The organism is Arthrobacter sp. NPDC057013 (genome assembly GCF_042674585.1).
In the GTDB taxonomy this organism is placed as follows: Bacteria; Actinomycetota; Actinomycetes; order Actinomycetales; family Micrococcaceae; genus Arthrobacter.
This window is the reverse complement of the sequence record NZ_JBHUSE010000008.1, coordinates 118,946-144,858: the sequence shown is the minus strand read 5'-3', so window position 1 is coordinate 144,858 and position 25,913 is coordinate 118,946. Positions and strand designations below refer to the sequence as shown.

Below are 25,913 nucleotides of genomic sequence, written 5' to 3'. Positions count from 1 at the left end.
AGGCCCCTGTCCGTCCGGCCTCGGGGCCGGACGAACACTGGAGGGCGCTGGCGCGGGCTACAGGCGCAGGGAGATCGCCGGGCGCCCGTCCTCGCCGATTTCCACCGACGCGGAAACGGCGGTGTAGTCCGGGATGTGCAGCACACCGTCGGGAAGGACGCCGGTGTTAGGGCCCACCGCGACGGTCCGGATGCCGGCGGCCACTCCTGCGGCGATGCCGGCGGGGGCGTCCTCGAACACCACCGCCTCCGCGGGGTCTGCCCCGAGCAGGGACGCGCCAAGCAGGTAGCCCTCGGGATGCGGCTTTCCGCGGGAAACGTCCTCGGCGGTGACCATCGCCGACGGAAGCTCCACCCCGGCCGCCGCCATCCGGACGGTGGCGAGGTCGCGCGACGCCGACGTCACCAGGGCCACGGCGTTGGCCGGCAGCGACTCCAGCAGCTCCAGCGCACCCGGCACCGCGACAATTCCGTCGGTCTCGGTCAGCTCCATGTGTCCCAGCTCGGCGGCCAGCGCGTGAATATCGGCGCCCTCCGGAGCGAACCGGCGGACAGTATCCAGCGCCTGCACGCCGTGCGAGGTGCGGAGGATTTCCGCGATATCCAGGCCATAACGTCCGGCGAACTCGGCCCACACGCGCTCCACGATGGCAGTGGAATCAACGAGCGTGCCGTCCATGTCGAACAGGATGGCGCGGGCTGTCAGCGTGACGGTGGCGGACTCGGCAGGAAGGCTCATGGCTTCCATCCTGCCTCATCCGGTCCGCAGACGCGCTGTTCGGGATCAGCCGTTCGGCCGGTTGGGCAGGTACTGCACGGCCCACTTGTTGCCGTCGGGGTCGGCGAAGTAGACGAAGTGGCCCCAGTCCTGGACGTCCACGTCACTGACGTCCACGCCGTTCGCCTTGAGCTGGTCGTGGGCTTTGTTGATATCACTAACCACCAGCTGAAGGCTGGGGGCCGTGCCCGGCGGAGCATCGTTGAGGCCCTCCCCGATGGCGATCGAGCAGCCCGAGCCAGGCGGGGTCAGCTGGACGAAGCGGAGGCCGTCCATGGGCCGCTCATCGTAGTCGGCGTTGAAACCGACCTTGTTGACGTAGAAGTCCTTGGCGCGGTCCACATCGGACACGGGGACGAACACGAGTTCAAGTTTCCAGTCCATGGTGCACAGGCTAACCGGGGCGCACTGCCCTCCGAAAGATCTCCGCCGGTGAACTTTGGTGGTGCGGGACTTTGGTGGTGCGGGACTTTCGTCCGGGTCTAACCGGCGATGCCGTAGAGCCGGTCGCCGGCGTCGCCCAGGCCCGGCACGATGTAGGCCTTCTCGTTCAGCTTCTCGTCGATGGAGGCGAGGACGATGGTGACGTTGGCGTCCTTGAGTTCGTCCTCCAGCTTGGCCAGGCCCTCGGGCGCGGCCAGCAGGCAGATGCAGGTGACATCGGCGGCGCCGCGCTTGAACAGGAATTTGATGGCCTCACGCAGAGTACCGCCGGTGGCGAGCATGGGGTCCAGGACGAAGATCTGCCGGCCCGAAAGGTTGTCCGGCAGGCGCTCGGCGTAGGTGATGATGTCCAGGGTTTCCTCGTCGCGGGCCATGCCCAGGAAACCCACTTCGGCGGTGGGAACCAGTTTGGTCATGCCCTCGAGCATGCCCAGCCCGGCGCGCAGGATGGGAACCACCAGCGGGGTTGGCTTGGTGAACGCGGTGCCCACCGTGGTGGCCACCGGGGTTTCGATGGTCACCGGCTGGGTGCGAACGTCGCGGGTGGCCTCGTAGGCGAGCAGCGTGACCAGTTCCTCGGTGAGCTGGCGGAAGACCGGCGAGGGGGTGTTCTTATCCCGCAGGACGGTGAGCTTGTGGGCGACCAGCGGATGGTCCACGACGAGTGTGCGCATGGGTCAAAACTATCACCCGGTGCTTGGCTCCCCGCCCCGGTTTCCGGCTCCCGGCCCGGCACCGGGAGTCCCCTGGAGACGCTCCGCCTGCCCGGCTTTGCTGTCTTTGAGGTGGGCCGGATGCTCGAACGTGGGCGCGGGGCCCGCGTGCTCCCGGCGGCGGACGACATGGAACAGCCGGTGGGCCAGGATCACCACGGCCACCCAGGCCGCCCCGATCAGCCAGGCGGCCATCACGTCCGTCAGCCAGTGGTGGCCGAGGAACACACGGCTCAGTCCCATGGCGAGAATGAACACCGCCCCCGCAATGATCACCCACGTCCGGGCCGAGGTCTTCCGGAACTGCAGGCACACCAGGTACACGACGATTCCGATCACCACGGTGGTGTTCAGCGTGTGCCCGCTGGGGAAGGACGGCGAGAACTCGAAAGGCGGAACAGCGTCGATGTGGTCGGGACGGGTGCGGCCCAGCAGTGTCTTGCCCACGCTGGTGGCGGTGACGGAGACGGCCGCCGCGCCGCCCACCAGGATAAGCGGCCGCCAGCTCCGGCTGACGTAGATCAGCCAGGCAACGAGGATGCTCGCCAGGATGGGCATGCCGATGCCGCCGCCGATGTTCGTGAAGGCTGTGACGGCCGAGTCGAGTCCGGGGTTCCGGTACTCCTTGGCCAGCTGGAGGGCGGGCTTGTCCAGTCCCGAAACGCCGTTCTGGTCCACGACGCTGTCGTATACCTCGGCGCTGAGCAGCGTCAGGACAACCACCAGGAAGCCGCCGATGACGAGGGTGATCCACAGGGCCGCGTAGGGCCCCAGCCACCTGCCGTACCGCTCAGTCAAGGACTTCATCGTTACTCCCGGCGCCTGCGTTGTCCGTTGGTAAGTATCCTTCGAAACTATCATTGACCCATGGCCCCGGCAGATCCGCAACACCTGGAATGGATGGGCCTTGCCCTCGATGAAGCCCGGCGGGCGCTGGCAACCGAGGATGTGCCGATTGGCGCCGTCGTGATCGGTCCGGACGGGTCGGTCCTGGGCGCCGGCCGGAACGAGCGCGAGGCCATGGGGGACCCCACCGCGCACGCCGAGGTGGTGGCCATCCGGGAGGCCGCCGCGCGGCTGCGGGAACGCGCCGCCCTCGAGGGCGGCAGCGGCGACGGCTGGCGGCTGGAGGACTGCACACTGGTCGTGACCCTGGAACCGTGCGCCATGTGCGCCGGGGCGATCGTCCTGGCCCGGATCCACCGCGTGGTGTTCGGTGCCTGGGACGAGAAGGCGGGGGCCGCGGGCTCCGTGTTCGACATTCTGCGCGAGCGCCGCCTCAACCACTGGGTGGAGGTCTACGCCGGCGTGCAGGAGGAGGAATGCGGGGTGCTGCTGCGGGAGTTCTTCGCGGCGCACCGCACCGGCAGCTTACCCGGCTGACCCGGCCGGTTAGCCGGCGGCGTCCAGCGCGTCGATCCGCTCCTGCCGGGACGCGGGCGAGTCCAGACTGAAGGAGCGGAAGTCACCCAGGTCCTCCCGGATCCACGCCTCGACCTCGGCGATGCGCTGGTCGACGGCGGGCGTCCGGCCGGCAAAGAGCCAGGCCGCGATCCTTTCGTTGCCGGGATCATACTGCCAGAGTCCGATGATCCGGCCGCGGTCAAAGATGGGGTGGTCCGGCAGGTCCGCCTGCAGCGCCAGGGTGGTGTTCAGCAGCTTCCGGTCCCTGTCCTCGTCGGCGAAGAGGTCACCCGCGTTCCGGCGGTGCAGCACCAGCGAATCGGTGCCGGCCAGCAGCTGGATCTGTTCCCCTTCCGGCGGGCTGAAGTCGGCGAGGCGTTCGACGTCGGCCGGCAGCATGCAGAGCACGTCGCCGGCGGCAGTGGGAACCTCCACGGCCCCGATGGCGGCGAGCGCCGCCTTGCTGTCGGTGAGGGTGAAGCCGGTGAACCACTGGGATTGCTTGATGGTGGCGCCGCCGGTCCAGCCGAGGTAGCGGCGGATCAGTTCCTCGCGGGCGCCTTCGGGACCGAGCCGGCTGGGCGGCAGGCCCCACGGCGTGTAGGCGTAGCGCTGCTGGTCCAGCCGCCCGTTGACCGGAACGCGGCGGATCCGGCCGTCCGCCTGCAGCAGCCCCAACGCCGTGGGCAGCGTGGTGGCGGCTCCCTTTTTCTTGCCCTCCTCGCCGAGGTTCCGGACCGACTCCCCCAGCTCGTCCTTGAGCTGCCTGGGGTCCAGCGGACCGTCCGCCTCGCCGAGGACATGCAGGATCTGTTCCTCCAGCAGCGTGATCTCACCGCGGTCGACGCCGAGCCTGGCCAGCACCCGGAAGGCCTCCTCAGCGCTTTTACCCAGGCTCAGCGCCCAGTCGAAGTCCTCCCGGCCCAGCACGTAGGTGCAGCCCCGGGCGGTGGGCAGTTCGTGGATCCGCAGCTCGCGGACGTCCGCGTCCACCTGGTCGCGGCGGATTCCGGCGCGGGCGAAGAGGGTGAGGTACGGGTTGGCGCCGCCTACTGACCTCGCCCAGCCCGCCGCGGCGAGCACTTCCTGCGACGTGCGGCGGTCGAGCGTGCCGTCCAGCCCCTGCCGGTGCCAGGCCCAGGCACGGAGCAGCTCGGGGGTGAGGGCGGTGGCAGATTCCAGGGTGGCGGCAGACGGGACGTGGCTGGTCATGCCTCATTCTCCATCAGCAGGCGGTTGCGAGGAATGGCCGCCCCGCGATGCTTCCGGCGCCACGTAGCCGAGCACCTGCCGGGCGGTGGCGTCCCAGCCGGGCAGGAGATCCCGGCCGGCGAGGGCACGCCGGCGCCATTCGGCACGTAATGCGGGGTCCGTGAGCCAGCTGCGCAGCAGGGCTGCCAGCGGTTCGGGGTTTCCCTCGGCAGAGTCTTCGAGTTCGACGACGGCGCCGGGCAGGGCGGGCGCCTCCCCTTCGCTGGGTCCCGGGGCGGCTTCCGCCCCCAGCCCCAATGCCTCCACCGCGCCGGTGCCGGCCCGGACGATGACCGGCACCCCGCGGGCCACCGATTCGGTGACAGCCATGCCGAAAGCCTCCACCCTGGAGATCAGCAGGCTCAGGTCGGCGGCGTGCCACTGCTGCTCCAGCGCTTCGCCGGTCAGTTCGCCGAGAAGCTGCACCCGGCCGACCAGGCCGTGTTGTTCTACCGCCGCTGCGACCTGGCGGGCGTAGTCGGTGTCGGCAGTGTCGGAGCCGACGAGGGCTGCCGTCCACTCGAGGTCCTGCAGCAGGGCCAGCGCGCCAAGGAGGATCAGCTGGTCCTTGTTGGGGAGCAGTGCCGCCACGGCAAGCAGGCGCGGCGGCCTGGATCCGGCGGCCACCTGGCCGCGCTCGGTTCCGGGCAGCGCCGCGCGGACGCCCGCCAGGCCGTGCCGCCGCGTGATCTCGGCGGCGGCCGAACCGCTGGTGCAGATCACGCCGGCAGCCGCCCGGAGTGCCCGAACTTCCAGGTCCGGGTGTTCGTCCAGCGGCATGTGCAGCAGGACCCATGGCGCGTGGCCGCCGGCGGCGGCCTCCATCGCGTCAGGGGCGCCGGAGGCCACCAGTCCGTCCACGATGGTGACGGTGTTGGTTCCTCCCGTGGTGCCTGTCGTGAGCAGGCCGGCCAGCCGCCGTCGTTCTTCCTTGCTGCCCACCGGCCAGTAGCCGGCGACCGGCTGGATGGTCACCTCCACGCCCAATTGTTCGAGGCCCCGCGCCAGGGCGGCGTTGTAGACGTTGCCACCGGAGTTGTGGCGGATGTTTCCGGGAACCAGGAGCCGGATGGCCGGCGGCGGAGGCAGCATGGCGGTCTTAGCGGGGGTCGAACTCGAGGGAGTAGCTCGCCCAGGCATCGGGGTTTTCCCGCAGGGTGACGTCCAGACCAGCCAGTTCCCGGCCGTCTTTATCCTCACGCAGGCGCTCCGCGACGGCGCCGGCGATGTACTGCCCCAGCGCCTCCGTGGTGCTCAGTTTCCCGGCGAAGTCCGGGTGCTCGTCCAGGTTGCGGTAGTTGAGCCCGGCCAGGACCTCCTCGATCATGCCGCCCGCGGCGCCGATGTCCAGCACGATGGCGTCGTCGTTGAGCGCACGACGGCGGAACGTCACCTCCGCCACGAAGGTTGCGCCGTGCAGGCCCTGGGCGGGCCCGAACGCCTCCCGCGGAAGGCTGTGGGCGATCATGAAGTGGCGGCGTACGGTCAGGCTGAACAATGGTTACCTCGCGTTTTCTGTGGTGGTGTGGTGGTTTTCGGGAACGGGACCGGCTGCGGCTGAGCCGGCGGCGGGGTATTCGATCACGTGGCAGAGCGCCTCGAGCCGGCCGGCGGACAGGTCCTGGACCACGTGAGGCAACTCGGCAAACTTGGAGGCGCCTGTGAGGAAGGCGTCGAACACCGGATCCTGCAGCAGGGACACGGCAAGTTCCAGCCGGTCGGCGGTGGTCCGCCGGTGCCGGCGGGCCCGCGCCACGGTGCCCACCTGGCTGGCGCGGATGGAGAGCCGGCGGGCGTGGAAGTCCTCGCCGAGCGGGATGGTGATTTTCCGGTCGGCGTACCAGGACATTTCGATGATCTCGCCCTCGTCCCCCACGAGCTTCAGGCTGCGTTCCAGGCCGCCCTCGGACGCGGAGCAGTGGAACACGATGTCGCAGTCGCCCAGGGCGTCGTCCGGGTGGGCGAAGTCCACGCCCAGTGAGTCTGCGAGGTTCTTGCGGGCGGGGTCGAGGTCAACGAGCTGGAGCCGGCCGAGGGGGAACGTGCGCAGCAGCGTGGCCACCATGCCGCCCACCAGTCCGGCGCCGATCACGGCGACACGGTCGCCCAGCCGCGGTCCCGCCTCCCACAGGGCGTTCACGGCGGTTTCCACGGTGCCGGTGAGGACCGCGCGGCGGGGAGGGACGCCGTCGGGAACGCGGGTGAGCGAGGACACCGGGACCACGTAGCGGTCCTGGTGCGGATGCAGGCAGAACACGGTTTGGCCCACCCAGTCCGCCGGGCCCTGCTCCACCATACCCACGGACAGGTAGCCGAACTTCACCGGCGACGGGAAGGAGCCCTCCTGGTGCGGGGCGCGCATCTCCTCGGCGACGCAGGGCGGAACGGCGGCCTGGTGGACCACGAGTTCGGTGCCCTTGCTGATGCCCGAGTACAGCGAGCGCACCAGTGCCTCCTTCGGGCCGGGGGCAGGCAGCTTCTCGCTGCGCAGTTCACCCTGCCCCGGGCCCACGGTCCAATATGCGGTTGCTTCGGTGTGTTGTTGGAAAGTACTCATCTTGCTTATGAATCTAGTGCCCGGCTCCGATTTCCGGGAAGATGCGTCCCGGCGTGGCTGTGCCGGACCGCATACCTGGGCGTGCGACGCATGCCGTTTTGGGATGCGGGCCTTGCTCCGGTACCCTATTCAGGTTGGTGACGTGTCCGAGCGGCCGAAGGTGCAACACTCGAAATGTTGTTTGGTGTAAAAGCCAACGTGGGTTCAAATCCCACCGTCACCGCCACGTAGCGAAGACCCCGGTTCCCTCTAAAAAGAGGGGACCGGGGTCTTTTGCTTTGCCGGACAGTGCAGCGAGTACCCGCCTGGGAACGAGTCTTGTTTATACGCCTTTTCCGCAAGGTGGAATTAGCGTTCCATTTGTTTACGCCGCCGCCGCTGTTGCGTAGCACGGCTGAAACAAGCCGCACATAACGTCATCTGTGACCTCGGCCATCATTCCTCCTGGCCTCGCACAGTTAGGCGCCACATGAAGATCCCGTCACCCGTATCCCCACCTGCATTCCCCGCTCCGAGCAGGCAGTTGCATAAGTCCTTGTTCATGCAAATCCTGGTTGCTGTCGTGCTTGGAGTTGCCATTGGCTACTTCTGGCCCAGTGTGGGTTCCTCCCTGCGGCCGCTCGGTGACGGTTTTATCCAACTCATCAAGATGATCATCGCTCCGCTCATCTTCCTGGTGATCGTCACCGGAATATCGGCTGTAGGCGATGTGAAGTCGGTCGGCCGGGTGGGCGTCAAAGCGCTGGTCTACTTCACCGCGGCCACACTCTTCGCGTTGGCGTTCGGGCTGGTTGTGGCCAATGTTGTTCAGCCGGGAGCCGGCCTGAACATCGACCCCGCCAGCCTCTCCCAAGACGCCCTCAGCGCGAAGACCGCCACGGCACCACCCAAAGACCCGGGACAATTCCTTCTGGGAATCATCCCCACGAGCGTCGTTGGAGCTTTTGCGTCCAACACGTTGCTTCAGGTGTTGTGCTTCTCCGTATTCTTCGGGGCAGCGATCGTGGTGGTCGGCCGGGAAAAGTGCAAGCCCGTCATTGATCTGATGGAGACCACCCTCGAACTGTTCTTCAAAATCATGACTTGGGTGATGCGGGCTGCCCCAGTTGGTGCCTTCGGTGCGATGGCCTTCATCATCGGACAGTATGGGCTCGGCTCCTTGGGCACTTACGCCCTCCTGATTGCCGCCTGCTACGGGTCCGCGCTCGTTTTCATCGGCCTCCTGTTCATCGTGACGTGGGTCTACCCCCGGGTCCCTTTGTGGCAGTTCATCAAGTACTCACGTGAAGAGTTTCTCCTTGCACTCGGGACCGCCTCCACAGAATCGGTGCTTCCGCGCATCATGGCCAAGCTGACAAATGCGGGCTGCTCCCGCGCAACCACCGGACTGGTGGTGCCGACGGGCTACTCCTTCAACCTCGACGGTGCAGCGCTGTACTTGTCCATTTCACTGCTGTTCCTCGCCCAGGCATTCGGACACAGCCTTGACCTGGGGCAGCAACTGGCAGCCTTAGGCATTCTTATGCTGACCTCCAAGGGCATGGCCGGCGTTCCCGGCTCTGCCTTCCTTGCCCTCTCGGCAACGGCCGGGGCGCTAGGCATCTTCCCCGTTGCGGGCGTCGCGCTGCTGCTGGGCGCTGACCGGCTTATGGACTCGATGCGTGTGGTGGTCAACCTGCTGGGCAACTGTGTTGCGACGTTCGTGGTGTCGAAATGGGAAGGCCAGTTCGATCGCGATGCCATGCTCGCCGCATTCAACGGCGGGGCCAGCGTGACTGAACGTCCCGACGGACACTCTGCCGAAGCGGAGCTGCAGGAACCACAAACCGAAAAAGCCGGCATCCCTGCTGTTCGATGAGCGAAAAAGGGGCGAAAAGTGGCGCCGATTTGAGACCTAAGCAAGCTTTCCATTAGTTTGGACAGGAACGCTCCGTGTTCCCCCATATGCGGAGCGGTTGCCTAGAGGAACCCCGCTGCACTCCGGTGCAGCGGGGTTCTTCGCTGTAATGGCCAACAACCTGGGCTGCTACTCCCTATCGGCGCCGGAGCCGGACTTCTGTTCCCGGTCGAGGAGGTTCTTCTTGATCTCGTCCAGCTTCTCCTTAATGACCCGCTCGGCGTCCGAGATGGTCTTACCCGCGGTGCTCAGCGGATCCAACTGGACATACACCTCGTGCGCCACGGGCAGGTCGTACTCATCCTTCAGGTGCGTGCCGCCGCCGACGCCATCCAGGGTCAGGTACACCTGGGCGTCGGTCCGGGCAATTCCGGCGATCCGGCCGAACACCACGGTGAAATCGTTCGGCTGAAAGCTCACCGTCTGGCCGACGTGGCTGCGGTCAAGGTCACCCGCCGTCACGGCCTTCTCGTACTGGCTTCCGCTGTAGTTCATCGCTACTCCTCAATTTCGGGGTGGTGACTTACGCCTGCAGTCTATGGCGGACGGGCGGCACGCGCTTGAATAGTTGCAGATCTTTTCGCCGGCGGAAGCGGGAAGGCGCCGCAGGAGGCACACATGAACGCCAAGGGCACCAGGAGCACGGACTACACCTTCGTCACGGTCTGGCGTGTGGCCGGGACCGCGGACGACGTCGCACAGATCCTGGGCGACCCCGTCGGGCTGGCCCGGTGGTGGCCCTCCGTATACCTGCGCGTGGACCTCATCCACCCGGGCAAAGCGAATGGCGTCGGGCGGATGGCCAGGCTCCATACCAAAGGCTGGCTCCCCTACACCCTCCGCTGGACCCTGACCGTCACGGAACCCATCACCAGCAGGGGCTTCGCGATCCGGGCAACCGGAGACCTGGACGGGACCGGCCGCTGGACGTTCGAGCAGGACGGCCCGGAGGTCCTGATCACCTACGACTGGCGGGTGAGCGCCACCAAGCCGCTGCTGCGGCGGCTCAGCTGGCTGCTGAAACCCGGTTTCTCGGCCAACCACCGTTGGGCGATGGCCCGCGGCCAGGAGAGCCTGGCGCTGGAGCTGCGGCGCCGGCGGGCCGGAGCCGGCCCGCATTCCGTCCCCGCACCACCGCCGCCCACGTTCCCGCGGGTGGCGGGGCGTGGACGGCGGATGGACCAGCAGGTCCGTGGCTAGGCGTCAGCCAGGACGGGCTCCGGCGGTGCCTGGTGCCGCTGGGCCTTCGGCTTGGCGAACCTCAGGTACAGCGACGGGACCACGAACAGATTGAGCAGGGTGGATGTCACCAGCCCGCCGAGGATCACCAGGGCCATGGGATGTTCGATCTCATGGCCTGGAATGTTCCCCAGGACCACCAGCGGCACCAGGGCGAGCCCCGTGGCCAGGGTGGTCATGAGGATCGGCGAGAGGCGTTCCCCGGCGCCCCGCAGGACCAGTTCCGGACCGAACTTTTCACCCTCGTACTTCTCCAGGTGCTGGCAGTGGTTGACGAGCAGGATGCCGTTCCTGGCCGCGATGCCCATGACCGTCAGGAAGCCCACGATGGACCCCAGCGACAGGACACCTCCGCCCATGAACGCGGCGAACACTCCGCCCACCAGGGCAATCGGCAGGGTGAGGATCACCAGCGTCGCCAGCCGCCAGCTTCCGAAGGCCACCTGCAGGAGCAGGTAGATCACGGCCAGCGCCCCGATGGCGAGCGTCAGCAGGGTGTTGGTCGCCGCCTGGCGCTCCTGGAACTCACCCAGGATCTGCGTACGGAAACCGGCAGGCAGCTCCATTTTCTTGAGCCCTTCCTCCATGGCCGCCACCACACTGCCCAGCGTGCCTTCCTTCACGTTGGCCTGGATATCGATGCGCCGGGAGTGCGCATCGCGCTGGATGACGTTGGGCGTCGGCTTGACCTGGACGCTGGCCACATCCGACAGCAGGATCTTCTGCCCGCTGGGTGTATCGATCGGCAGGTTCCTGATGCTGCTGATATCGGACCGGACCTCCGGGGGGCTCCAGACCTGGACGTCATATGCCTTGCCGCCCCGGTAGACGTCGCCGACTTCCTCGCCGGCCACCAGCCACGCTGCGGCCCGGCGGACGTCGCCCGGCTTCAGCCCGTAGCTCTGGGCCTTGGCCAGATCGACCTCGATGTTGAGCTGCGGAATGTCCTTTTGCAGCGCCGTCTGGACGTCAATGGCTCCTTCCGTGGCGTCAAAGATGGAGTGGATTTCCGCGGCCTTCGAGCGCAGGAGCGCCAGGTCGTCCCCGTAAAGCCGGACGACGACGGCGTTGCTGGCTCCGGTGAGAACCTCACGGATTCTCTCCTTCAGGTAGGTCTGGACGTCCCGGACAATGCCGGGATAGCCGTCCACCACTTCGTGGATTGACTTCAGCGTCTTGTCATAGTCGACGGCGGGGTCGATGCTGATCCAGTTCTCACCGAAGTACACGCCCACGACCTCGTCCGCGTTGAAGGCCTGCCCGATGTGCGAGCCGCAGTTCCGGACCCCGGGGATCGTCAGCAGTTCCTCGCAGGCCTTCTGGCTGACTCGGTACTCCTCCGAAACGGACGTGCCCGGCTGGGTCAGCCAGTGCATCAGGAAGTCGCGCTCCTTGAAGTCAGGCAGCAACGACTGTCCAAGCAGCGGGGCCGTGATGGCACCGATGGCCGCCATCGCGCCGAAGGTCGCGTACCCCGCCACGGGCCGCCTTACCATCCTGCTCAGGACCGCGCGGTAACCCCGCTTCAGCACCCTCACCAGCGGCGGTTCCTGCTCCTTCAGCGGAACTTTCCGCATGAAGATCAGGGCCAGAGCGGGGGTAACGGTCAGCGCCACGAGCATCGACGCCAACACCGCCAGGGTGTAGGAGATGGCCAGCGGCCTGAAGAAAGCCCCGGTCAGTCCCTGAAGGAAGAAGATCGGCACCGCCGCGGCGATGATGATCAGCGTGGCATAGATGATCGGCCCGCGGACCTCCAACGAGGCCTCCAGGACCACCGAGGCCGTGGATCGTGTGCCGCCCTCAGCCCGGTGCTGCCGGAGTCTTCGGATGATGTTCTCAATGTCGATGATCGCATCATCCACCACCACCCCGACGGCAATCACCAGCCCCGCCAGGACCATCGTGTTCACCGATGCCCCCGTGAGGTAGAGAACGGACGCCGCGGTCACCAGCGACAGCGGAATGGCGATCAGACTGATCAGCGCCGTGCGCCACTGGAAGAGGAACGCGCCCAGCACCAGCACCACAAGGATGCAGCCCAGCATCAGCGCGCGGCTGAGGTTGTTCAGGGACTCCTCGATGAACGTTGCCGGCCGGAATATCTCTGTATCGACGGTGATGCCGCTGAGTCCCGGCTGCATCTGCTCCAGGGCCGCTTCCACGCCCCTCGTGACTTCGAGGGTGTTGCCCCACGGAAGTTTTTCCACGATGAGCATGAGCCCTTCGCCCTGGTTGATCACGGCGTCGCCGATGAGCGGCTGGTGGTCTTCCACGACGTTGGCCACGTCACCGAGGCGGAGCGGCTTCCCGTTCTTCTCCTCGATGGTGATCTCCGCCAGGTCCTTCGGCGTGGTGATCGGCAGCACGTGCTGGATGCTGAGCCGCTGGTTGGGCGTCTCAATGTGCCCGCCGGTGCCGATGACCGAACCCGGCGAGTACTGCAGCAGTCCGGCGTCAAGGGCGTTGGCGGTGACTTCCATGACCTGGTTCAGGCTGACGTCGTTGGCTTTCAGCTTCTCCGGGATGGCCTGTACCTGCAGCATCTGCAGGCGCTCACCCCAGATGGCCACGTTGGCCACGCCCGGGACCCGCAGCAGGTGGGCGCGGATCTTCCAGTACGTGATCATGGACATTTCCATCAGCGACCGCTGGTCCGATGTCAGCCCGATCTTCATGACCCGGCTCGTGGACGACAGCGGCTGCAGCATCACCGGCGGCGCCGCCCAGGTGGGCAGCGACGGCGTGACGGTGGCGATCCGCTCCGAGACCAGCTGGCGGGCCTTGAGCAGGTCCGCCCCCGGGGCGAATATCAGCACGATCGAGGACAGCTGCTCCACGGACTTGGAGCGGATCTCGTCCAGGCCGTCGACGCCGTTGAGGGCGTCTTCGAGCGGAACGGTCACCAGCTGCTCCACCTCGGCGGCAGTCAGGCCAATGGCGATGGTCTGGATCTCCACCTTCGGCGGGGCGAATTCGGGAAACACATCCACCGAGGCCGTGCTGAGCTGGACGCCGCCGAACGCCATCATTGCCACCGCGATGGCCACCACCAGGGCGCGGAATTTCAGGCTGAACCCGACAATCCGGCGCATGTCAGTGGCCCTTTGTGCCGAATTCGGCGCCGAACAGTTCCGCGGCACCAACGGTGACAACGTTGGTTCCTGCCGGCGGACCGGACCGGAGCTGCACCTTGTTGGCGGCGATCTTGTCCACGGTCACCGCGGCCCGGATGTAGGTCCGCGGTTCGGGATTGGTGTAGACCCAGGTCTTGCCGTTGGCGTCGTAGACCAGGGCACCGTAGGGCACCTGCAGCGGGCTTCCTTCACCCTTGGCCACCTTGACCGTGGTGACGCCCAGCCTTTCCACTGCCTTGTCCGTCAGGGTCAGCCGGTTCAGGTCCGGGCCAACCTTCTCCATGGTGGACGCTGCCTGCCCGGCGGGCGTCGCCGTCGTTCTTACCGCCGCGCACCCGGAGAGTCCCACCGACGCTGCGCAGGCCAGCACGAGAACAGAACGCCAGACCCCAAAACCACTATTGCTTTTCATGACAATTCCGACCTCTCTGCCAGAACGGGTCCGTTGTTGATCACCAATGAGCTCCCCCAGTCCGTGTTGGAGCGCGGACCAATGCGGAGGAAGAGGATCGGCAGAATAAAGAGGGTCAGCAGGGCAGAAGTGATTAGCCCGCCCCACACAACCAGTGCCAGCGGAAGGATCATGCCTCCGCCGACCGGGCCGCCGAGCAGCACCAGCGGCACCAGTGCCAGTCCGGTGATAACGGTGGTTAGAACAGTTGGCAGGAGCCGCTCCCCGGCCGCCTGCCGCATGAGATGCGCCGGCGAGTCCGACGGGGCGCGGGACTGCAGGGACTGGTACGTTCCCATCAGCATGACCACGTCCCGGATTGCCAGGGCGAGCACGGCCGCCAGGGCCACCAGCACGTAGACGGAGCCGAAACCGCCGCCCAAGTCGGCGGCGAGGATGCCGCCGGACAGTGCAACCGGGAGCAGCAGGAACACCAGCCCGGCGAGCCGCCAGTTGCCCAGGACCGTCAACAGCAGGACCAGGATGCCGGCTGCCGCTGCGAGGGCGAGCCACCAGATCAACGCACCGGCGGCCTCCTTTTCGGCGTACTGCGGCGGGATTTCAGCGTGGTACTCCACCGGGAACTGCATTCCTTTGATGGCGGCCTGGACGTCCCGGGTGACATCGCCCAGGTTGCGGCCCTGGATGTTGGCTACGACGTCGATGCGCCTGGAGGTGTCGTCATGGTGGATCACGGTCTGGTTCGGGCGGAGCGTGACCGTGGCCACGTCACCTAGCCGGACCTGCCCGCCTTCGGGCTTGTCAACCATCATGTCGGTAACGCTGCTGAGGCTGTTCCTGGTGGATTCGGTACCCTTGACGATCACCTGGAAGACCTTCTGCTGCTCGAAGAGGTATCCCACCTCGATGCCCTGCAGAACGGTGGCAGCCGCCCGCCGCACATCGCCGGGCTTGATGCCCTGCTTCTGCGCCTTGGCAAGGTCAACCTCGATTTCCGCAACAGGCTGGTCTACCGTGACATCCACCTGGGGATCAACCACGCCGTTTGTACGCGACAGGATCCCGCGGATTTCGTCTGCCTTCTGGCGGAGGATGTCCAGGTCCACACCGAAAACGCGGACCCTGAACTGCCGGTTGTCGATCGCGCTGGCAGCAGCTACCTGTTGCTCCGGGTAGGTGGTGACCCTGGCCGTCAGGCCCGGGTACCCCTCAACAATCTCCCGCACTTCCGAGCGGACCCTGCTGACGTTGACGCCGTCCTCCATGGTCACCCAGAGCTCCCCGGCGTTGACGTCGGAGGACGTATCGGAGGTAATGGCACGTCCCACGTGGCCGCCCACGGAGGAGACTCCGCGGATTCCGCTGAGCTCTTCGCTGGCGTTGGTCATGACCCTGTTCATCACGTCCGTTCCGGTGCTTGCCGCCGCTTCCCATTCCACGAGGAGGGTCCGGTCCGGAACGGCGGCCACAACGGGAAGTTCCTTCGTGGCCGCAGGGATGATGGCAAGGGCTGCGATGGCCATTGCCGCCGCGGCAAGGGCGAACACGGTGGCCACCGTTCCTGTGAAGGCCCGCGCCGAACGCTCATAGCCGAGCCGCACTTTGCGGACCACTGAAAGGCTGCGCCGGGGACGCCGATGACCCCGCAGCAGCAGGCTCGCAAGAGCGGGCGTGACTGTCAGCGCAATCAGCATTGCCACGGCGGTGGCCAGCAGGTAGGACAGCACCAGGGGCTTCAGAAATGCCCCCGTCACGCCCGGAACGAACAATGCCGGCGCCACGGCGAGCAGGGCGGTCAGTCCGGCAAACAGGACAGGAACGCGGGACCGCTGCAGCCCGTGGGCAAGCAGGGTTTCACGCGATACCCGGTCATCGGCCGGTTCCCGCCGGAAGCTGTGCAGGTCGGTGATGACGTCGCCGATGACAACAAGCAGGGCAAGGACCAGTCCGGCGAACGCCATGACGTTCAGGACCGCTCCCTGGAACTGCAGCACCAGCGCCGCAGCCATGGCCGCCACGGAGATGGACACGAGGGCCAGCACGGCGTACCGCCAGGAGCGGAATGCGATGCCGATCGCCGCGGTGACCACCAGGAGGCTGACCAGCAGGGCAAGGCCCAGGCTGCCGACGGCGGACTCAACGAATGAGGCCGGGCGAAACACCGTCGAGTCCACGGTGATGCCGGAGAGGCCCGGACGCAGGCCGTCCAGCACCGCCTCAACACCCTGCGTCACGTCAGCGACGCTGGTGTCCGGGAACTTCTCGATGACCAGCAGCAGGCCGGGCGTCTTGCCGGTGACCGCGTCGCCGATCAGCGGCTGGTGGTCTTCGCTCAGGGTGGTGACGTCGGCCAGCGTCAGCGACTTGTCAGTGGCGCCTTCAACGCTGACCTTGCCGAGGTCTGCCGGCGTTCGGATCGGGAGCACGTGCTGAATGCCGATGCGCTGGTTGGCGGACTCGAGGAAGCCGCCGGTGCCCGGGGTTGATGCTTCCAGGAAGCTCAGGGGGGACACCCACACGGCGTTGCCTGCAGTCTCGACCACCTGGTTAAGGCTGATGTTTTTCGCCCGGAGCTGCTTCGGGTCCACCTGCACCTGCAGCTGCTGTTCGCGCTGGCCGTAGATGGAGACGTTTGCCACGCCCGGGACACCCATCAGCGCAGGCTTGACGTCCCAGCGGGCCAAAACCGACATGTCGATCGGCGACACATCCTGGGAGGTCATCTGCACCATCATGACGCGGCTGGTCGAGGAGAGCGGCTGCATCAGTACCGGTGGAGATGACACGTTGGGCAGCGCGAAAGCCTGCGTCAGCCGCTCTGCAACGAGCTGCCGGGCGCGGAGAATATCGGTGCCAGGCTCAAAAACCATCTCAATCGATGAAAGGCCCGGAACTGACTTCGAACGGATTTCGTCGAGCCAGGCAACCCCGTTCAGAAGGTCGGCCTCCATGGGCGAGGTAATAAGCTGTTCGACCTCCACGGCGGACAGGCCTAGTGCCTCGGTTTGGATCTCCACATGCGGCGGAGAGAATTCTGGCAAATTATCCACTGGCATGGACGGCAGGGTGGTTAGTCCGAACCCCAGAATGCCGGCAGCAGCGGCTAAAACAATCAATCGAAACTTAAGACTCCAGCGGACAAGCCAACCGGTCATAACCTCAGCCCCCATCGTTATCGGCTTCGGCGGCGTTGCCGGAAACCAATGACTGATGCGCCTCTTCAGGTACGTCCGCAGCGGCGTTGCCGCGGACGAGTGCCGAGCTGTCTCCCCTCAACCCTGCGCATCCTCCTTTGCCGGAGGACACTTCTGGCCGCGGGAGTGATGGTGAACCGCGGCCAGACTACGAGTGGTATTTCCTTGCCGGCTTTTCAATTTCCTACAAGGTATGGACAAGTGAGACCAAGTTCATTTTGGCACACCGAAAACTGCAGATCAACGCAACTTTGCCCCCGAAAGTTGCTAATTCTGCACTACAAAATTGGTTAATCGTTGCATCAGCGTCGGCTGGAAACCTTTTTTACCGAACGCAGCGCGTCTCCGTCTCCGATGTCACAATCCGGCCATCAAATCGGGGTCTCCGCCGCGCCTTCGTTGACTCCGGCGGCAACGCCCGCAATGTTAGAGCCATGAGGCCTCAGCGAATCAACAACGGACTGATATGCACGACGGCGGCTGCCGCACTGGCGCTGCTGCTCACCGCCTGCGGACCAAGCCAGCCCGCCACCCAGGGGACAACCGAACCGGCATCCGGCGCAACCACCCCCAGTACGCAGGCGGCCCCCGAAACGTCCGCCCCGGCGTCGTCCTCCGCTTCACCTTCCCAGTCACAGCCGGCTTCGCCGGCTTCGACGTCAGCGGCCCCGCAGTCCACCGCCGCGGGCGCCCAGCTGTGCAAGGCCTCAGGACTGAAGGCCACCACGGACGCCACGGGCGGCGGTGCCGCCGGCAGCGTCTACATGGAACTGATCCTCACCAACAGCGGCAAAGCCGCCTGCCACCTGAAAGGGTTCGCGGGCGTATCCCTGACCACCGGACCCAACGGCCAGCCGATCGGGGCCCCGGCCCAGCGTGACACCTCCGTCGCCGTCCAGGACGTCCTGCTGGCGCCCGGGAAATCTGGCACCGCGGTGCTCCGCTACACGCAGGCCGGGAACTACCCCGACTGCACCAAGACCGCTGCCGCCGGGTTCCGGATCTACCCGCCGGAGGACACCGCGTCGCTGTTCGTGGCCCGGCCGTCGGATGCCTGCAGCAATGCCTCCATTCAGCTCCTGACGATCGGCGCGTTCCAGGCCCGCTAACGCAAAGATTGCCCCGAGCAACTTGAGCTGCCCCAAGCCTGTTCGGACCCCAACTTCGTAAGTACACTTACGGTTACGTCGGGGTCCTGGCTGGCAGCGCCGGGCCTGCTGCGGGAACGCCCCGCGGCAAAGACGCAGGCCAAAGGCAGGTTGAGGCACGTGACGTCACTCTGGTTGGACCGGACGAACACTTTCACCGGCGACCCGTTCACGCCCGGTGAGTCCTTTGACACCGTGGTGGTGGGTGCGGGCCTGACCGGCCTGACCACGGCCCTGCTGCTGGCCCGCTCGGGACAGGACGTCCTTGTCCTGGAGGCGCGCGGGCTGGGCGCCGTGGCCACCGGCAACACCACCGCCAAGGTCACCCTGCTGCAGGGCACCGTGCTGTCCGCCCTTCGGCAGCAGTACCCGCAGAAGGTGGTGGACGCCTACGTCTCCGGCAACCGCGAGGGGCAGGCCTGGCTGCTGCGCTATATGGAGCAGCGCGGCCTGCCGTTCCAGCTGCGTGACGCCTATACCTACGCCGCCACGCAGCAGGGCACGGAGGCGGTCCGAGCCGAGCTCACCGCTGCCCTCGCCGCGGACCTGGAAGTGGACTACGTCAGGGACGCGGGGCTGCCGTTTCCCATCCGGGGAGCGGTCCGCCTGCGCGGGCAGGCGCAGATCAACCCCATGGATGTGCTCATCGCGCTGGCGGAGGACGTCCGCAGCCACGGCGGCCGTATCGTCACAGGCGTCCGGGTCAGGAACGTCACCGGTGCGGGGCCGTCAACAGTCCACGCTGACCGCGGATCGGTCCAGGCCAACGCCGTGGTGCTGGCCACCGGCAGTCCCATCCTGAACCGTGGCCTCTACTTCGCCAAGCTCAAGCCGAACCGCTCCTACGCCGCGGCCCTGGAACTCGCAGGAGACGCGGCGCCGCCGGAAGGCATGTACATTTCCGTGGAGCAGCCCGTGCGTTCCATCAGGGACTACCCGGCGGATGGCCGGAACCTCCTGCTGGTGGGCGGCAACGGACACCCCGTGGGCAAGGCTCGTTCCGAACAGGCACATCTGGAGAACGTCCTGTCGTGGGCGCAGCAGCATTTCCCCGGTTCCACCGTCACCCACACGTGGTCCGCCCAGGATTACCAGGCCACCAACCTCATGCCCTTCTTCGGCAAGCTCCCACGCGGCCGCGGCCGCATCCTCTTCGCCACCGGCTACAACAAGTGGGGCATGACCAACGCGGTGGCCGCATCCCTGGGCATCGCAGCGGACATCCTGGGCGGCCAGCTGCCGTGGGCCAACACCATCCACCGCCGCGTGACCTCACCCCCGGGCGCCGCCTCAGCCGTGACCCTCAACGCGGGCGTTGCCGCCACGCTGGCGAAGGACTGGGGCAGAGTGCGGCAGCTGCCCCCGTCCGACGGCGCCGCCCCGGCCGAGGGCACGGGCACAGTGACGATGCGCGGACGGAAGCCCGTGGCCACGTCCACTGTCGACGGAACGACGTGCAGCCTCTCAGCGGTCTGCACGCATCTGGGCGGGATCCTGCACTGGAATGACAACGAGAAGTCGTGGGACTGCCCGCTGCACGGCTCGCGGTTCGGCAGTGACGGCCAGGTGCTGGAGGGGCCTGCGACCCGCGACCTTCCGCCCGCCGGGTAAGGCGTTCCCGGTGCTTCTGCCGGTGTCAGTGCCGTGAGGCATGATGGAGGCATGCAGTCGCAGGAGCCCGCCGGTACCCCCGCCGGCACGTCCGCCAAGGACCCGATGGGCCAGTTCAGCCGGCCCACCCGGGAGTGGTTCCTCGGTGCGTTTTCCGAGCCCACCCCCGCGCAGCAGGGCGCCTGGAACACCATTTCATCCGGCTCGCATGCCCTCGTTGTTGCGCCCACCGGCTCAGGCAAGACCCTCGCTGCGTTCCTCTGGGCGCTGGACCGGCTCCTGGTGTCCGGGTCTGCTGCACCGGCTGCCGCACTGCCCGGCCTCGAAGAGGCCCCCGCCGGCACCAAGGCCAAACAGTCACGGACGCGGCAATCCAAGCGGAAAACCCGCGTACTGTACATCTCCCCGCTCAAGGCGCTTGGCGTCGACGTCGAACGCAACCTCCGGTCGCCCCTCATCGGCATCACACAGACAGCAAAACGCCTTGACCTGCCGGCTCCCCTGATCACCGTCGGAGTCCGGTCCGGCGATACCCCCGCCTCGGACCGCCGCGCCCTGCTCAGCAACCCTCCGGACATCCTGATCACCACGCCCGAGTCCCTCTTCCTGATGCTCACGTCCAGGGCACGGGAAACGCTCAGCGAGGTGGACACCGTCATCGTGGACGAGGTCCACGCCGTGGCCGGCACCAAGCGGGGCGCGCATCTCGCCGTCTCGCTGGAACGGCTTGACGCTTTGCTGCCTGCGCCGGCGCAGCGGATCGGGCTCTCGGCCACTGTCGAGCCGCGGGAACTCGTGGCACAGTTCCTGGCCGGCTCGGCACCGGTGGAGATCGTGGCCCCTCCCGCGCGGAAAAACTGGGACCTCACGGTGTCTGTCCCCGTGGAGGACATGTCCGATCTGCAGGGCGCCGCCGGAGCCTTCGATTCCGGGCCGGCCTCCGGGCTGCAGCCGCAGGCCTCCATCTGGCCCCACGTGGAGGAAAAGATCGTGGACCTGGTGCTGGCCAACCAGTCCACCATCGTCTTTGCCAACTCGCGCCGACTGGCGGAACGCCTTACCGCGCGGCTCAACGAAATCCATGCGGAACGCCAGCTCCTGACAGTGGGCGGCGGCTGGGACGACCCCGCTGCGCCCCCGCCCGGAGGCGTTCCGGCGTCGACTGCCACGCCGGCGCACATGATGGCGCAGGCGGGCAGCACCACGGGGGCCGATCCGCTGCTGGCACGGGCCCATCACGGCTCCGTGTCCAAGGACCAGCGCGCCCTGATCGAGGATGACCTGAAGTCCGGCAGGCTGCGCTGCGTGGTGGCCACGTCCTCGCTGGAACTCGGCATCGACATGGGTGCCGTGGACCTCGTGGTGCAGGTCGAGTCGCCGCCGTCGGTGGCCAGCGGGCTGCAGCGGGTGGGCCGCGCCGGGCACCAGGTGGGCGAGATCTCCCAGGGCTATCTGTTCCCCAAGCACCGGGCCGACCTCGTGCACACCGCCATCACCGTCGAGCGCATGCTGGACGGCAAGATCGAGCGGCTGAGCGTGCCGGCCAACCCGCTGGACATCCTGGCCCAGCAGACCGTTGCGGCCACCGCCCTGGGCAGCATCGATGTGGAGGAATGGTTCTCCACCGTCCGCCGCTCGGCCCCGTTCGCCTCGCTCCCCCGGTCCGCGTTCGAGGCCACGCTGGACCTCCTGGCCGGGCGCTACCCCTCGGATGAATTCGCCGAGCTCCGCCCCCGGATCGTCTGGGACCGCAACGCCGGAACCATCGAGGGCAGGCCCGGCGCCCAGCGGCTGGCGGTCACGTCCGGCGGTACCATCCCGGACCGCGGACTGTTCGGCGTCTACATCATCGGTACGGAGACGGAAGGATCGGCCTCACCTGCGGGCCCCTCGGACGGGAAGGGTTCGGGCAGCGCCCCTGCCAAGGGCGGCCGGCGGGTCGGCGAGCTCGACGAGGAGATGGTCTACGAATCCCGTGTCGGCGATATCTTTGCGCTGGGCGCCACCAGCTGGAAGATCGAGGACATCACGCACGACCGCGTGCTCGTCTCCCCCGCCTTCGGCCAGCCCGGCAAGCTGCCCTTCTGGAAGGGCGACTCGCTGGGGCGTCCCGTGGACTTGGGCCGCGCCCTTGGCGCGTTTGTCCGCGAACTGTCAGCGTCCGACGTCGGCCCTGCCACCGAACGCTGCAAGGCCAGCGGGCTTGACGACTACGCCGCCAACAATCTCCTGCAGTACCTGTCCGAACAGAAGCTGGCCACAGAGGTGGTCCCCAGCGATACAACCCTGGTGGTGGAACGATTCCACGACGAACTCGGCGACTGGCGGGTCATTCTGCACAGCCCGTTCGGCATGCCGGTCCACGCACCCTGGGCCCTCGCCGTGGGCCAGCGGCTGCACCAGCGGTACGGCCTGGACGGGTCGGCCATGGCGGCCGACGACGGCATCGTGCTCCGCGTGCCGATGATGGAGGATGAACCTCCCGGCGCGGAGCTGTTCCTGTTCGACCCCGAGGAGCTGGAGCAGATTGTCACCGCCGAGGTGGGCGGCAGTGCCCTGTTCGCGTCGCGCTTCCGCGAATGTGCGGCGCGGGCCCTGCTGCTGCCACGCCAGACGCCAGGCAAGCGGCAGCCGCTGTGGCAGCAGCGGCAGCGGTCCGCGCAGCTGCTGGATGTTGCCCGGAAGTACCCGTCGTTTCCGATCGTGCTGGAAACCGTCCGCGAATGCCTGCAGGATGTGTACGACCTGCCGGCCTTGAAGGACATCGCCGCCTCGGTGGAACGGCGCGAACTCCGGATTGTCCAGACCACCACACAGCAGCCGTCCCCGTTCGCCAAGTCGCTCCTGTTCGGCTACGTGGCGCAGTTCCTATACGAGGGCGATTCCCCGCTCGCCGAACGCCGGGCGGCCGCCCTGGCCCTGGACTCGACCCTGCTCAATGAGCTTCTGGGCCGCGTGGAGCTGCGCGAACTCCTGGACGCCAGGGTCATCGATGCCACCGAACGCGAGCTGCAGCGCCTTACCCCCGACCGGAAGGTCCGCGGCGTCGAAGGCGTGGCCGATCTGCTCCGGCTGCTCGGCCCCCTGGACCCCGCGGAAGTCGCGGCCAGGCTCAGCCCGCTGGCTGAGCCCGCCGAAACCCCGCCGGTTGAGCCCTCCGAAACCGACACCCCGCCGGTTGAGCCCGCCGAAACCCCGACGGTTGAGCCTGCCGAAGCCCTGCCGTCGGAAGGCACGGTCGCCGAGGCCGAGGCCCACCTAGCCGCCCTGCAGCGGGCCAACCGGGCCATCAAAGTGACCATCGCCGGCGTCGATCGCTTTGCCGCGGTGGAAGATGCGGCCAGGCTGCGCGATGCCATCGGTGTCCCGCTGCCCATGGGCGTTCCGCTTGCCTTCATCGAGCCCGTGGCCGACCCGCTGGGCGACCTCGTCTCCCGCTATGCCCGCACACATGGCCCGTTCACCGCCACCGAAGCCGCGGCGAGGCTGGGACTTGGTGCCGCCGTCGTCGGAACCGCACTGAAGCGGCTGGCGGACGACGGCCGCGTGGTGGAAGGCGAGTTCCGGCCCCACGCCGAACCGGCTCTGGGTGAACGCGTGTCTGCCCCGTCCAGGTCCGATTCGGGTACCGGCCGTGACCCCGTCGCGGAAGCTGCCGCTGCGTCTGCAGTCGCCTCGGCGGCAACGGCCTTGGCCGGCAGCGAGTGGTGCGACGCCGAAGTCCTCCGCAAACTCCGCCGCCGCTCGCTCGCCGCGCTGCGGGCCGAGGTGGAACCTGTGGACATCACGGCATACGGCCGGTTCCTGCCGTCGTGGCAGAATGTCCGCACGCCAGGCGCGGGACGGGGACAGCCGGCGCTGCGCGGACTCGACGGCATTATCACCGCCGTGGACCAGCTCTCCGGCGTGCCCATTCCTGCCTCGGCCTGGGAACCCCTGGTGCTCGCCAGCCGGGTGTCCAACTACCAGCCCGCCATGCTGGACGAGCTCATGGCCGCCGGCGAGATCCTCTGGTCGGGTGCCGGTGCGCTGCCGGGCAACGACGGCTGGGTCAGCCTGCACCTGGCCGATTCGGTGGAACTGACACTGAACCCGGCCCCCGACTTTGAACCGGGCGACGCCCAGCAGCGCCTGCTCGACCACCTGCAGGCCAACGGCGGCGGCTACTTCTTCCGGCAGCTGACGGACATCGCCGGCGGCATGGATGCGGTCCTAAGCGACCAGGATGTCGTCTCCGCCATCTGGGACCTTGCCTGGGCCGGTCGGATCACCGGGGACACGTTCGCCCCGGTCCGGGCGCTGATCGCCGGCGGGCACACCGCCCACCGGCAGGTTGCACGCGCGCCGCGGGCCCGGGCACCGCGCCTGGGCCGGCTGGGAAGGTCGCACGGCACGGGGCTGCTCGGCTCCCCGGGACTGTCCGGCGGACGGTACGGATCCGCCGGCGGCGCGGTGCCCACCCCTCCGCTCGCCGCGGGACGCTGGTCCGCGCTCCCGACGCCCGAGCTCGACCCCACGATCCACGCCCGCGCCACCGCGGAGCTGCTGCTGGACAGGTACGGCGTGGTCACCCGCGGATCCGTCATGGCCGAGAACATCCTGGGCGGATTTGGCCTCATGTACAAAGTCCTGGCCCGGCTGGAGGAGGCCGGGCGGTGCAGGCGGGGGTACTTCATCGAGCATCTCGGCGCCGCACAGTTCGCCGTGCCCGCAACGGTCGACCGGCTGCGCTCGTATACCGAGGACGCCCAGCTGGCCAAGCCGGAACCCGTGGCGCTGGCCCTCGCGGCAACCGACCCGGCCAACCCCTACGGCGCTGCCCTGCCGTGGCCGGCCGGCAATGTCGAAGCCGGCAGCGGACACCGCCCGGGGCGGAAGGCCGGTGCCCTGGTGGTGCTGGTTGACGGCGCGCTGGTGCTGTACGTCGAACGTGGCGGCAAGACGCTGCTGGTGTTCACGGAGGACGAGGCCGTCCTCGCCGCCGCTGCCGGAGCCCTCGTGGATGTGGTGAAGCGCGGGGCCGTGGACAAGCTCGTCATGGAAAAGGTCAACGGCCACGGCATCCTCGACACCCCGGCGGCATCGGCGCTGACGGCCGCCGGAGCGTACTCCACACCGAAGGGGCTGAGGATCCGTGCCTGAAGGCGACTCCGTCTGGCGTGCGGCCCACCAGCTGCACACGGCCCTCGCCGGCCAGAAGCTTCTCGCGTCCGACTTCCGCGTGCCCCGCTTCGCTACGCTGAACCTGGCCGGCTGGACCATGGAGGAAGTTGTCCCCCGCGGCAAGCACCTGCTGATGCGGCTGGCCGGACCTGCCCAGGAGCGGCTGACCATCCACTCGCACCTGAAAATGGAGGGCAGCTGGCATGTCTACCCGCCGGGCGGCAGGTGGCGGAAGCCCGGATTTACGGCCCGGTGCGTGCTCCGCACGGCCGCTGCAGACGCCGTCGGATTTTCTCTTGGCCTGCTCGAGGTGATTAAGACCAGCGAGGAGGACAAGGCTGTGGGCTTCCTGGGCCCCGACCTGCTGGGCCCGGACTGGGACCCGGCCGAGGCCGAACGCCGGGTGGCGGCGAGGCCGGACGTGCCGGTGGGCGTGGCCCTGCTGGACCAGAGCAACCTCGCGGGCATCGGGAACATCTACCGCTGCGAGGTGTGCTTCCTGGCCGGCATCCACCCAGCGTCGCCCGCGTCCGCAGTGAAGGACTGGCCGGCCGTGTTTGCCGACGCCAAGCAGCTCCTCGAGGCGAACCTCGGCCCGGGCCGTCGGACCACGTTGCTCAACGCCCGCGGAACTCCGGTGGGCAGGGCCGCCGGCCGCCCGGGCTACTGGGTGTACCGGCGCGAGCACCAGCCGTGCCTGCGCTGCCGGACCCCCATCCAGCGCGGCGTGCTGGGGAAAAGCGTGCCCGACCGGAGCATTAGTGGAATGGCTGCGCCGGGCGGCGCGGGCCCGGGCGGCGCGGGCACCGCGCCCGATGCGGTCACCGAAGAACGCGACATCTACTTCTGCCCCACGTGCCAGCCCCTGCTGGGCGGCACCGGCTCCTGAGACGCGCAAACGGCCGGCGGACACGCGACCGGCCGAAGGACGCGCACATCAGGGTGTCCCCACACCGTTGGCGCGTC

19 protein-coding genes and 1 tRNA gene are annotated in these 25,913 nt (G+C 67.6%); 8 read left to right on the top strand and 12 right to left on the bottom strand.

The window, feature by feature from the left end; translation table 11 throughout:
* Window positions 1-57 precede the first annotated feature (57 nt).
* The 4 genes from ACFTSA_RS13035 to ACFTSA_RS13020 form a co-directional block, all read right to left on the bottom strand.
* Window positions 58-738 (bottom strand): HAD-IA family hydrolase, encoded by a 681-nt coding sequence (locus ACFTSA_RS13035; protein ID WP_377951769.1) that lies wholly within the window; start codon window positions 736-738, stop codon window positions 58-60.
* A gap of 45 nt (window positions 739-783) precedes the next feature.
* Window positions 784-1,161 carry a VOC family protein gene (locus ACFTSA_RS13030; RefSeq protein WP_331571876.1) on the bottom strand — a complete coding sequence of 126 codons (378 nt, stop codon included), beginning with the start codon at window positions 1,159-1,161 and terminating at the stop codon, window positions 784-786.
* Window positions 1,162-1,259: 98 nt separating this feature from the next.
* Window positions 1,260-1,895 (bottom strand): uracil phosphoribosyltransferase, encoded by a 636-nt coding sequence (gene upp / locus ACFTSA_RS13025; RefSeq protein WP_306920876.1) that lies wholly within the window; start codon window positions 1,893-1,895, stop codon window positions 1,260-1,262.
* Window positions 1,896-1,907: 12 nt separating this feature from the next.
* The gene (locus ACFTSA_RS13020; RefSeq protein WP_377951768.1) at window positions 1,908-2,741 is read right to left on the bottom strand and encodes a phosphatase PAP2 family protein; all 834 of its coding nucleotides are present in this window, start codon (window positions 2,739-2,741) and stop codon (window positions 1,908-1,910) included.
* A 60-nt stretch (window positions 2,742-2,801) separates the two neighbouring features.
* Here ACFTSA_RS13020 and ACFTSA_RS13015 point away from each other — a divergent pair, with 60 nt between their 5' ends.
* Window positions 2,802-3,317 (top strand): nucleoside deaminase, encoded by a 516-nt coding sequence (locus ACFTSA_RS13015; protein ID WP_377951766.1) that lies wholly within the window; start codon window positions 2,802-2,804, stop codon window positions 3,315-3,317.
* 9 nt (window positions 3,318-3,326) lie between these two features.
* Here the strand turns inward: ACFTSA_RS13015 and ACFTSA_RS13010 are convergent, their stop codons facing one another.
* The 4 genes from ACFTSA_RS13010 to ACFTSA_RS12995 are packed head-to-tail and all read right to left on the bottom strand — an operon-like array spanning window position 3,327 to window position 7,146.
* Window positions 3,327-4,550, bottom strand: a complete 1,224-nt coding sequence (locus tag ACFTSA_RS13010) for a DNA glycosylase AlkZ-like family protein (protein WP_377951765.1) — start codon at window positions 4,548-4,550, stop codon at window positions 3,327-3,329.
* A 3-nt stretch (window positions 4,551-4,553) separates the two neighbouring features.
* Complete coding sequence (locus ACFTSA_RS13005) at window positions 4,554-5,681, bottom strand: glycosyltransferase family 4 protein (protein WP_377951764.1); 1,128 nt, start codon at window positions 5,679-5,681, stop codon at window positions 4,554-4,556.
* A gap of 7 nt (window positions 5,682-5,688) precedes the next feature.
* Window positions 5,689-6,087, bottom strand: coding sequence for a 6-pyruvoyl tetrahydropterin synthase family protein (locus ACFTSA_RS13000; RefSeq protein WP_377951762.1), 399 nt, complete (start codon window positions 6,085-6,087; stop codon window positions 5,689-5,691).
* 3 nt (window positions 6,088-6,090) lie between these two features.
* Window positions 6,091-7,146 carry a zinc-binding alcohol dehydrogenase gene (locus ACFTSA_RS12995; RefSeq protein ID WP_377951760.1) on the bottom strand — a complete coding sequence of 352 codons (1,056 nt, stop codon included), beginning with the start codon at window positions 7,144-7,146 and terminating at the stop codon, window positions 6,091-6,093.
* A 136-nt stretch (window positions 7,147-7,282) separates the two neighbouring features.
* On the opposite strand from ACFTSA_RS12995, the gene ACFTSA_RS12990 reads away from it, so the two are divergent.
* Both ACFTSA_RS12990 and ACFTSA_RS12985 read left to right on the top strand, forming a co-directional pair.
* A tRNA-Ser gene (locus ACFTSA_RS12990) sits at window positions 7,283-7,372 on the top strand.
* 243 nt (window positions 7,373-7,615) lie between these two features.
* Window positions 7,616-9,004 (top strand): cation:dicarboxylate symporter family transporter, encoded by a 1,389-nt coding sequence (locus ACFTSA_RS12985; RefSeq protein WP_377951759.1) that lies wholly within the window; start codon window positions 7,616-7,618, stop codon window positions 9,002-9,004.
* Between the two features lie 168 nt (window positions 9,005-9,172).
* On the opposite strand, the gene ACFTSA_RS12980 is transcribed toward ACFTSA_RS12985, so the two are convergent.
* Window positions 9,173-9,538 carry a hypothetical protein gene (locus ACFTSA_RS12980; protein ID WP_377951757.1) on the bottom strand — a complete coding sequence of 122 codons (366 nt, stop codon included), beginning with the start codon at window positions 9,536-9,538 and terminating at the stop codon, window positions 9,173-9,175.
* A gap of 123 nt (window positions 9,539-9,661) precedes the next feature.
* On the opposite strand from ACFTSA_RS12980, the gene ACFTSA_RS12975 reads away from it, so the two are divergent.
* Window positions 9,662-10,243, top strand: a complete 582-nt coding sequence (locus ACFTSA_RS12975; RefSeq protein ID WP_377951756.1) for an SRPBCC family protein — start codon at window positions 9,662-9,664, stop codon at window positions 10,241-10,243.
* Here the strand turns inward: ACFTSA_RS12975 and ACFTSA_RS12970 are convergent.
* From ACFTSA_RS12970 to ACFTSA_RS12960, 3 genes are read right to left on the bottom strand one after another with little or no spacing between them, the layout of a single operon-like run.
* Entirely contained in the window at window positions 10,240-13,377 is a 3,138-nt protein-coding gene (locus tag ACFTSA_RS12970) for an efflux RND transporter permease subunit (RefSeq protein ID WP_377951754.1), read from the bottom strand. The two genes, ACFTSA_RS12975 and ACFTSA_RS12970, sit on opposite strands and share 4 nt — an antisense overlap.
* 1 nt (window position 13,378) lies before the next feature.
* Complete coding sequence (locus ACFTSA_RS12965; RefSeq protein WP_377951753.1) at window positions 13,379-13,831, bottom strand: hypothetical protein; 453 nt, start codon at window positions 13,829-13,831, stop codon at window positions 13,379-13,381.
* Window positions 13,828-16,986, bottom strand: a complete 3,159-nt coding sequence (locus tag ACFTSA_RS12960; protein ID WP_377951752.1) for an efflux RND transporter permease subunit — start codon at window positions 16,984-16,986, stop codon at window positions 13,828-13,830. Before ACFTSA_RS12960 ends, ACFTSA_RS12965 begins: the two co-directional genes overlap by 4 nt.
* A 473-nt stretch (window positions 16,987-17,459) precedes the next feature.
* Between ACFTSA_RS12960 and ACFTSA_RS12955 the strand changes: the two genes are divergently transcribed.
* The 4 genes from ACFTSA_RS12955 to ACFTSA_RS12940 all read left to right on the top strand — a co-directional run bounded on the left by ACFTSA_RS12955 (window position 17,460) and on the right by ACFTSA_RS12940 (window position 25,836).
* The gene (locus ACFTSA_RS12955) at window positions 17,460-18,134 is read left to right on the top strand and encodes a DUF4232 domain-containing protein (protein ID WP_377951751.1); all 675 of its coding nucleotides are present in this window, start codon (window positions 17,460-17,462) and stop codon (window positions 18,132-18,134) included.
* A 159-nt stretch (window positions 18,135-18,293) separates the two neighbouring features.
* Window positions 18,294-19,784, top strand: a complete 1,491-nt coding sequence (locus ACFTSA_RS12950; RefSeq protein WP_377951750.1) for an FAD-dependent oxidoreductase — start codon at window positions 18,294-18,296, stop codon at window positions 19,782-19,784.
* 51 nt (window positions 19,785-19,835) lie between these two features.
* On the top strand, window positions 19,836-24,926 hold the full coding sequence (locus ACFTSA_RS12945; RefSeq protein WP_377951749.1) for a DEAD/DEAH box helicase: 5,091 nt from the start codon (window positions 19,836-19,838) through the stop codon (window positions 24,924-24,926).
* Window positions 24,919-25,836, top strand: a complete 918-nt coding sequence (locus tag ACFTSA_RS12940; RefSeq protein WP_377951747.1) for an Fpg/Nei family DNA glycosylase — start codon at window positions 24,919-24,921, stop codon at window positions 25,834-25,836. Before ACFTSA_RS12945 ends, ACFTSA_RS12940 begins: the two co-directional genes overlap by 8 nt.
* The last annotated feature ends 77 nt before the right edge of the window (window positions 25,837-25,913 follow it).

Bases quoted from the DNA above. Each gene is read 5' to 3' on its own strand.
- upp (WP_306920876.1), bottom strand. From the start codon at position 1,895: ATGCGCACACTCGTCGTGGACCATCCGCTGGTCGCCCACAAGCTCACC.
- ACFTSA_RS12975 (WP_377951756.1), top strand. From the start codon at position 9,662: ATGAACGCCAAGGGCACCAGGAGCACGGACTACACCTTCGTCACGGTC.
- ACFTSA_RS12995 (WP_377951760.1), bottom strand. From the start codon at position 7,146: ATGAGTACTTTCCAACAACACACCGAAGCAACCGCATATTGGACCGTG.
- ACFTSA_RS13020 (WP_377951768.1), bottom strand. From the start codon at position 2,741: ATGAAGTCCTTGACTGAGCGGTACGGCAGGTGGCTGGGGCCCTACGCG.
- ACFTSA_RS12980 (WP_377951757.1), bottom strand. From the start codon at position 9,538: ATGAACTACAGCGGAAGCCAGTACGAGAAGGCCGTGACGGCGGGTGAC.
- ACFTSA_RS12985 (WP_377951759.1), top strand. From the start codon at position 7,616: ATGAAGATCCCGTCACCCGTATCCCCACCTGCATTCCCCGCTCCGAGC.
- ACFTSA_RS13005 (WP_377951764.1), bottom strand. From the start codon at position 5,681: ATGCTGCCTCCGCCGCCGGCCATCCGGCTCCTGGTTCCCGGAAACATC.
- ACFTSA_RS13015 (WP_377951766.1), top strand. From the start codon at position 2,802: ATGGCCCCGGCAGATCCGCAACACCTGGAATGGATGGGCCTTGCCCTC.
- ACFTSA_RS13035 (WP_377951769.1), bottom strand. From the start codon at position 738: ATGAGCCTTCCTGCCGAGTCCGCCACCGTCACGCTGACAGCCCGCGCC.
- ACFTSA_RS13010 (WP_377951765.1), bottom strand. From the start codon at position 4,550: ATGACCAGCCACGTCCCGTCTGCCGCCACCCTGGAATCTGCCACCGCC.
- ACFTSA_RS12955 (WP_377951751.1), top strand. From the start codon at position 17,460: ATGAGGCCTCAGCGAATCAACAACGGACTGATATGCACGACGGCGGCT.
- ACFTSA_RS12945 (WP_377951749.1), top strand. From the start codon at position 19,836: ATGCAGTCGCAGGAGCCCGCCGGTACCCCCGCCGGCACGTCCGCCAAG.
- ACFTSA_RS12960 (WP_377951752.1), bottom strand. From the start codon at position 16,986: ATGACCGGTTGGCTTGTCCGCTGGAGTCTTAAGTTTCGATTGATTGTT.
- ACFTSA_RS12965 (WP_377951753.1), bottom strand. From the start codon at position 13,831: ATGAAAAGCAATAGTGGTTTTGGGGTCTGGCGTTCTGTTCTCGTGCTG.
- ACFTSA_RS12970 (WP_377951754.1), bottom strand. From the start codon at position 13,377: ATGCGCCGGATTGTCGGGTTCAGCCTGAAATTCCGCGCCCTGGTGGTG.
- ACFTSA_RS13030 (WP_331571876.1), bottom strand. From the start codon at position 1,161: ATGGACTGGAAACTTGAACTCGTGTTCGTCCCCGTGTCCGATGTGGAC.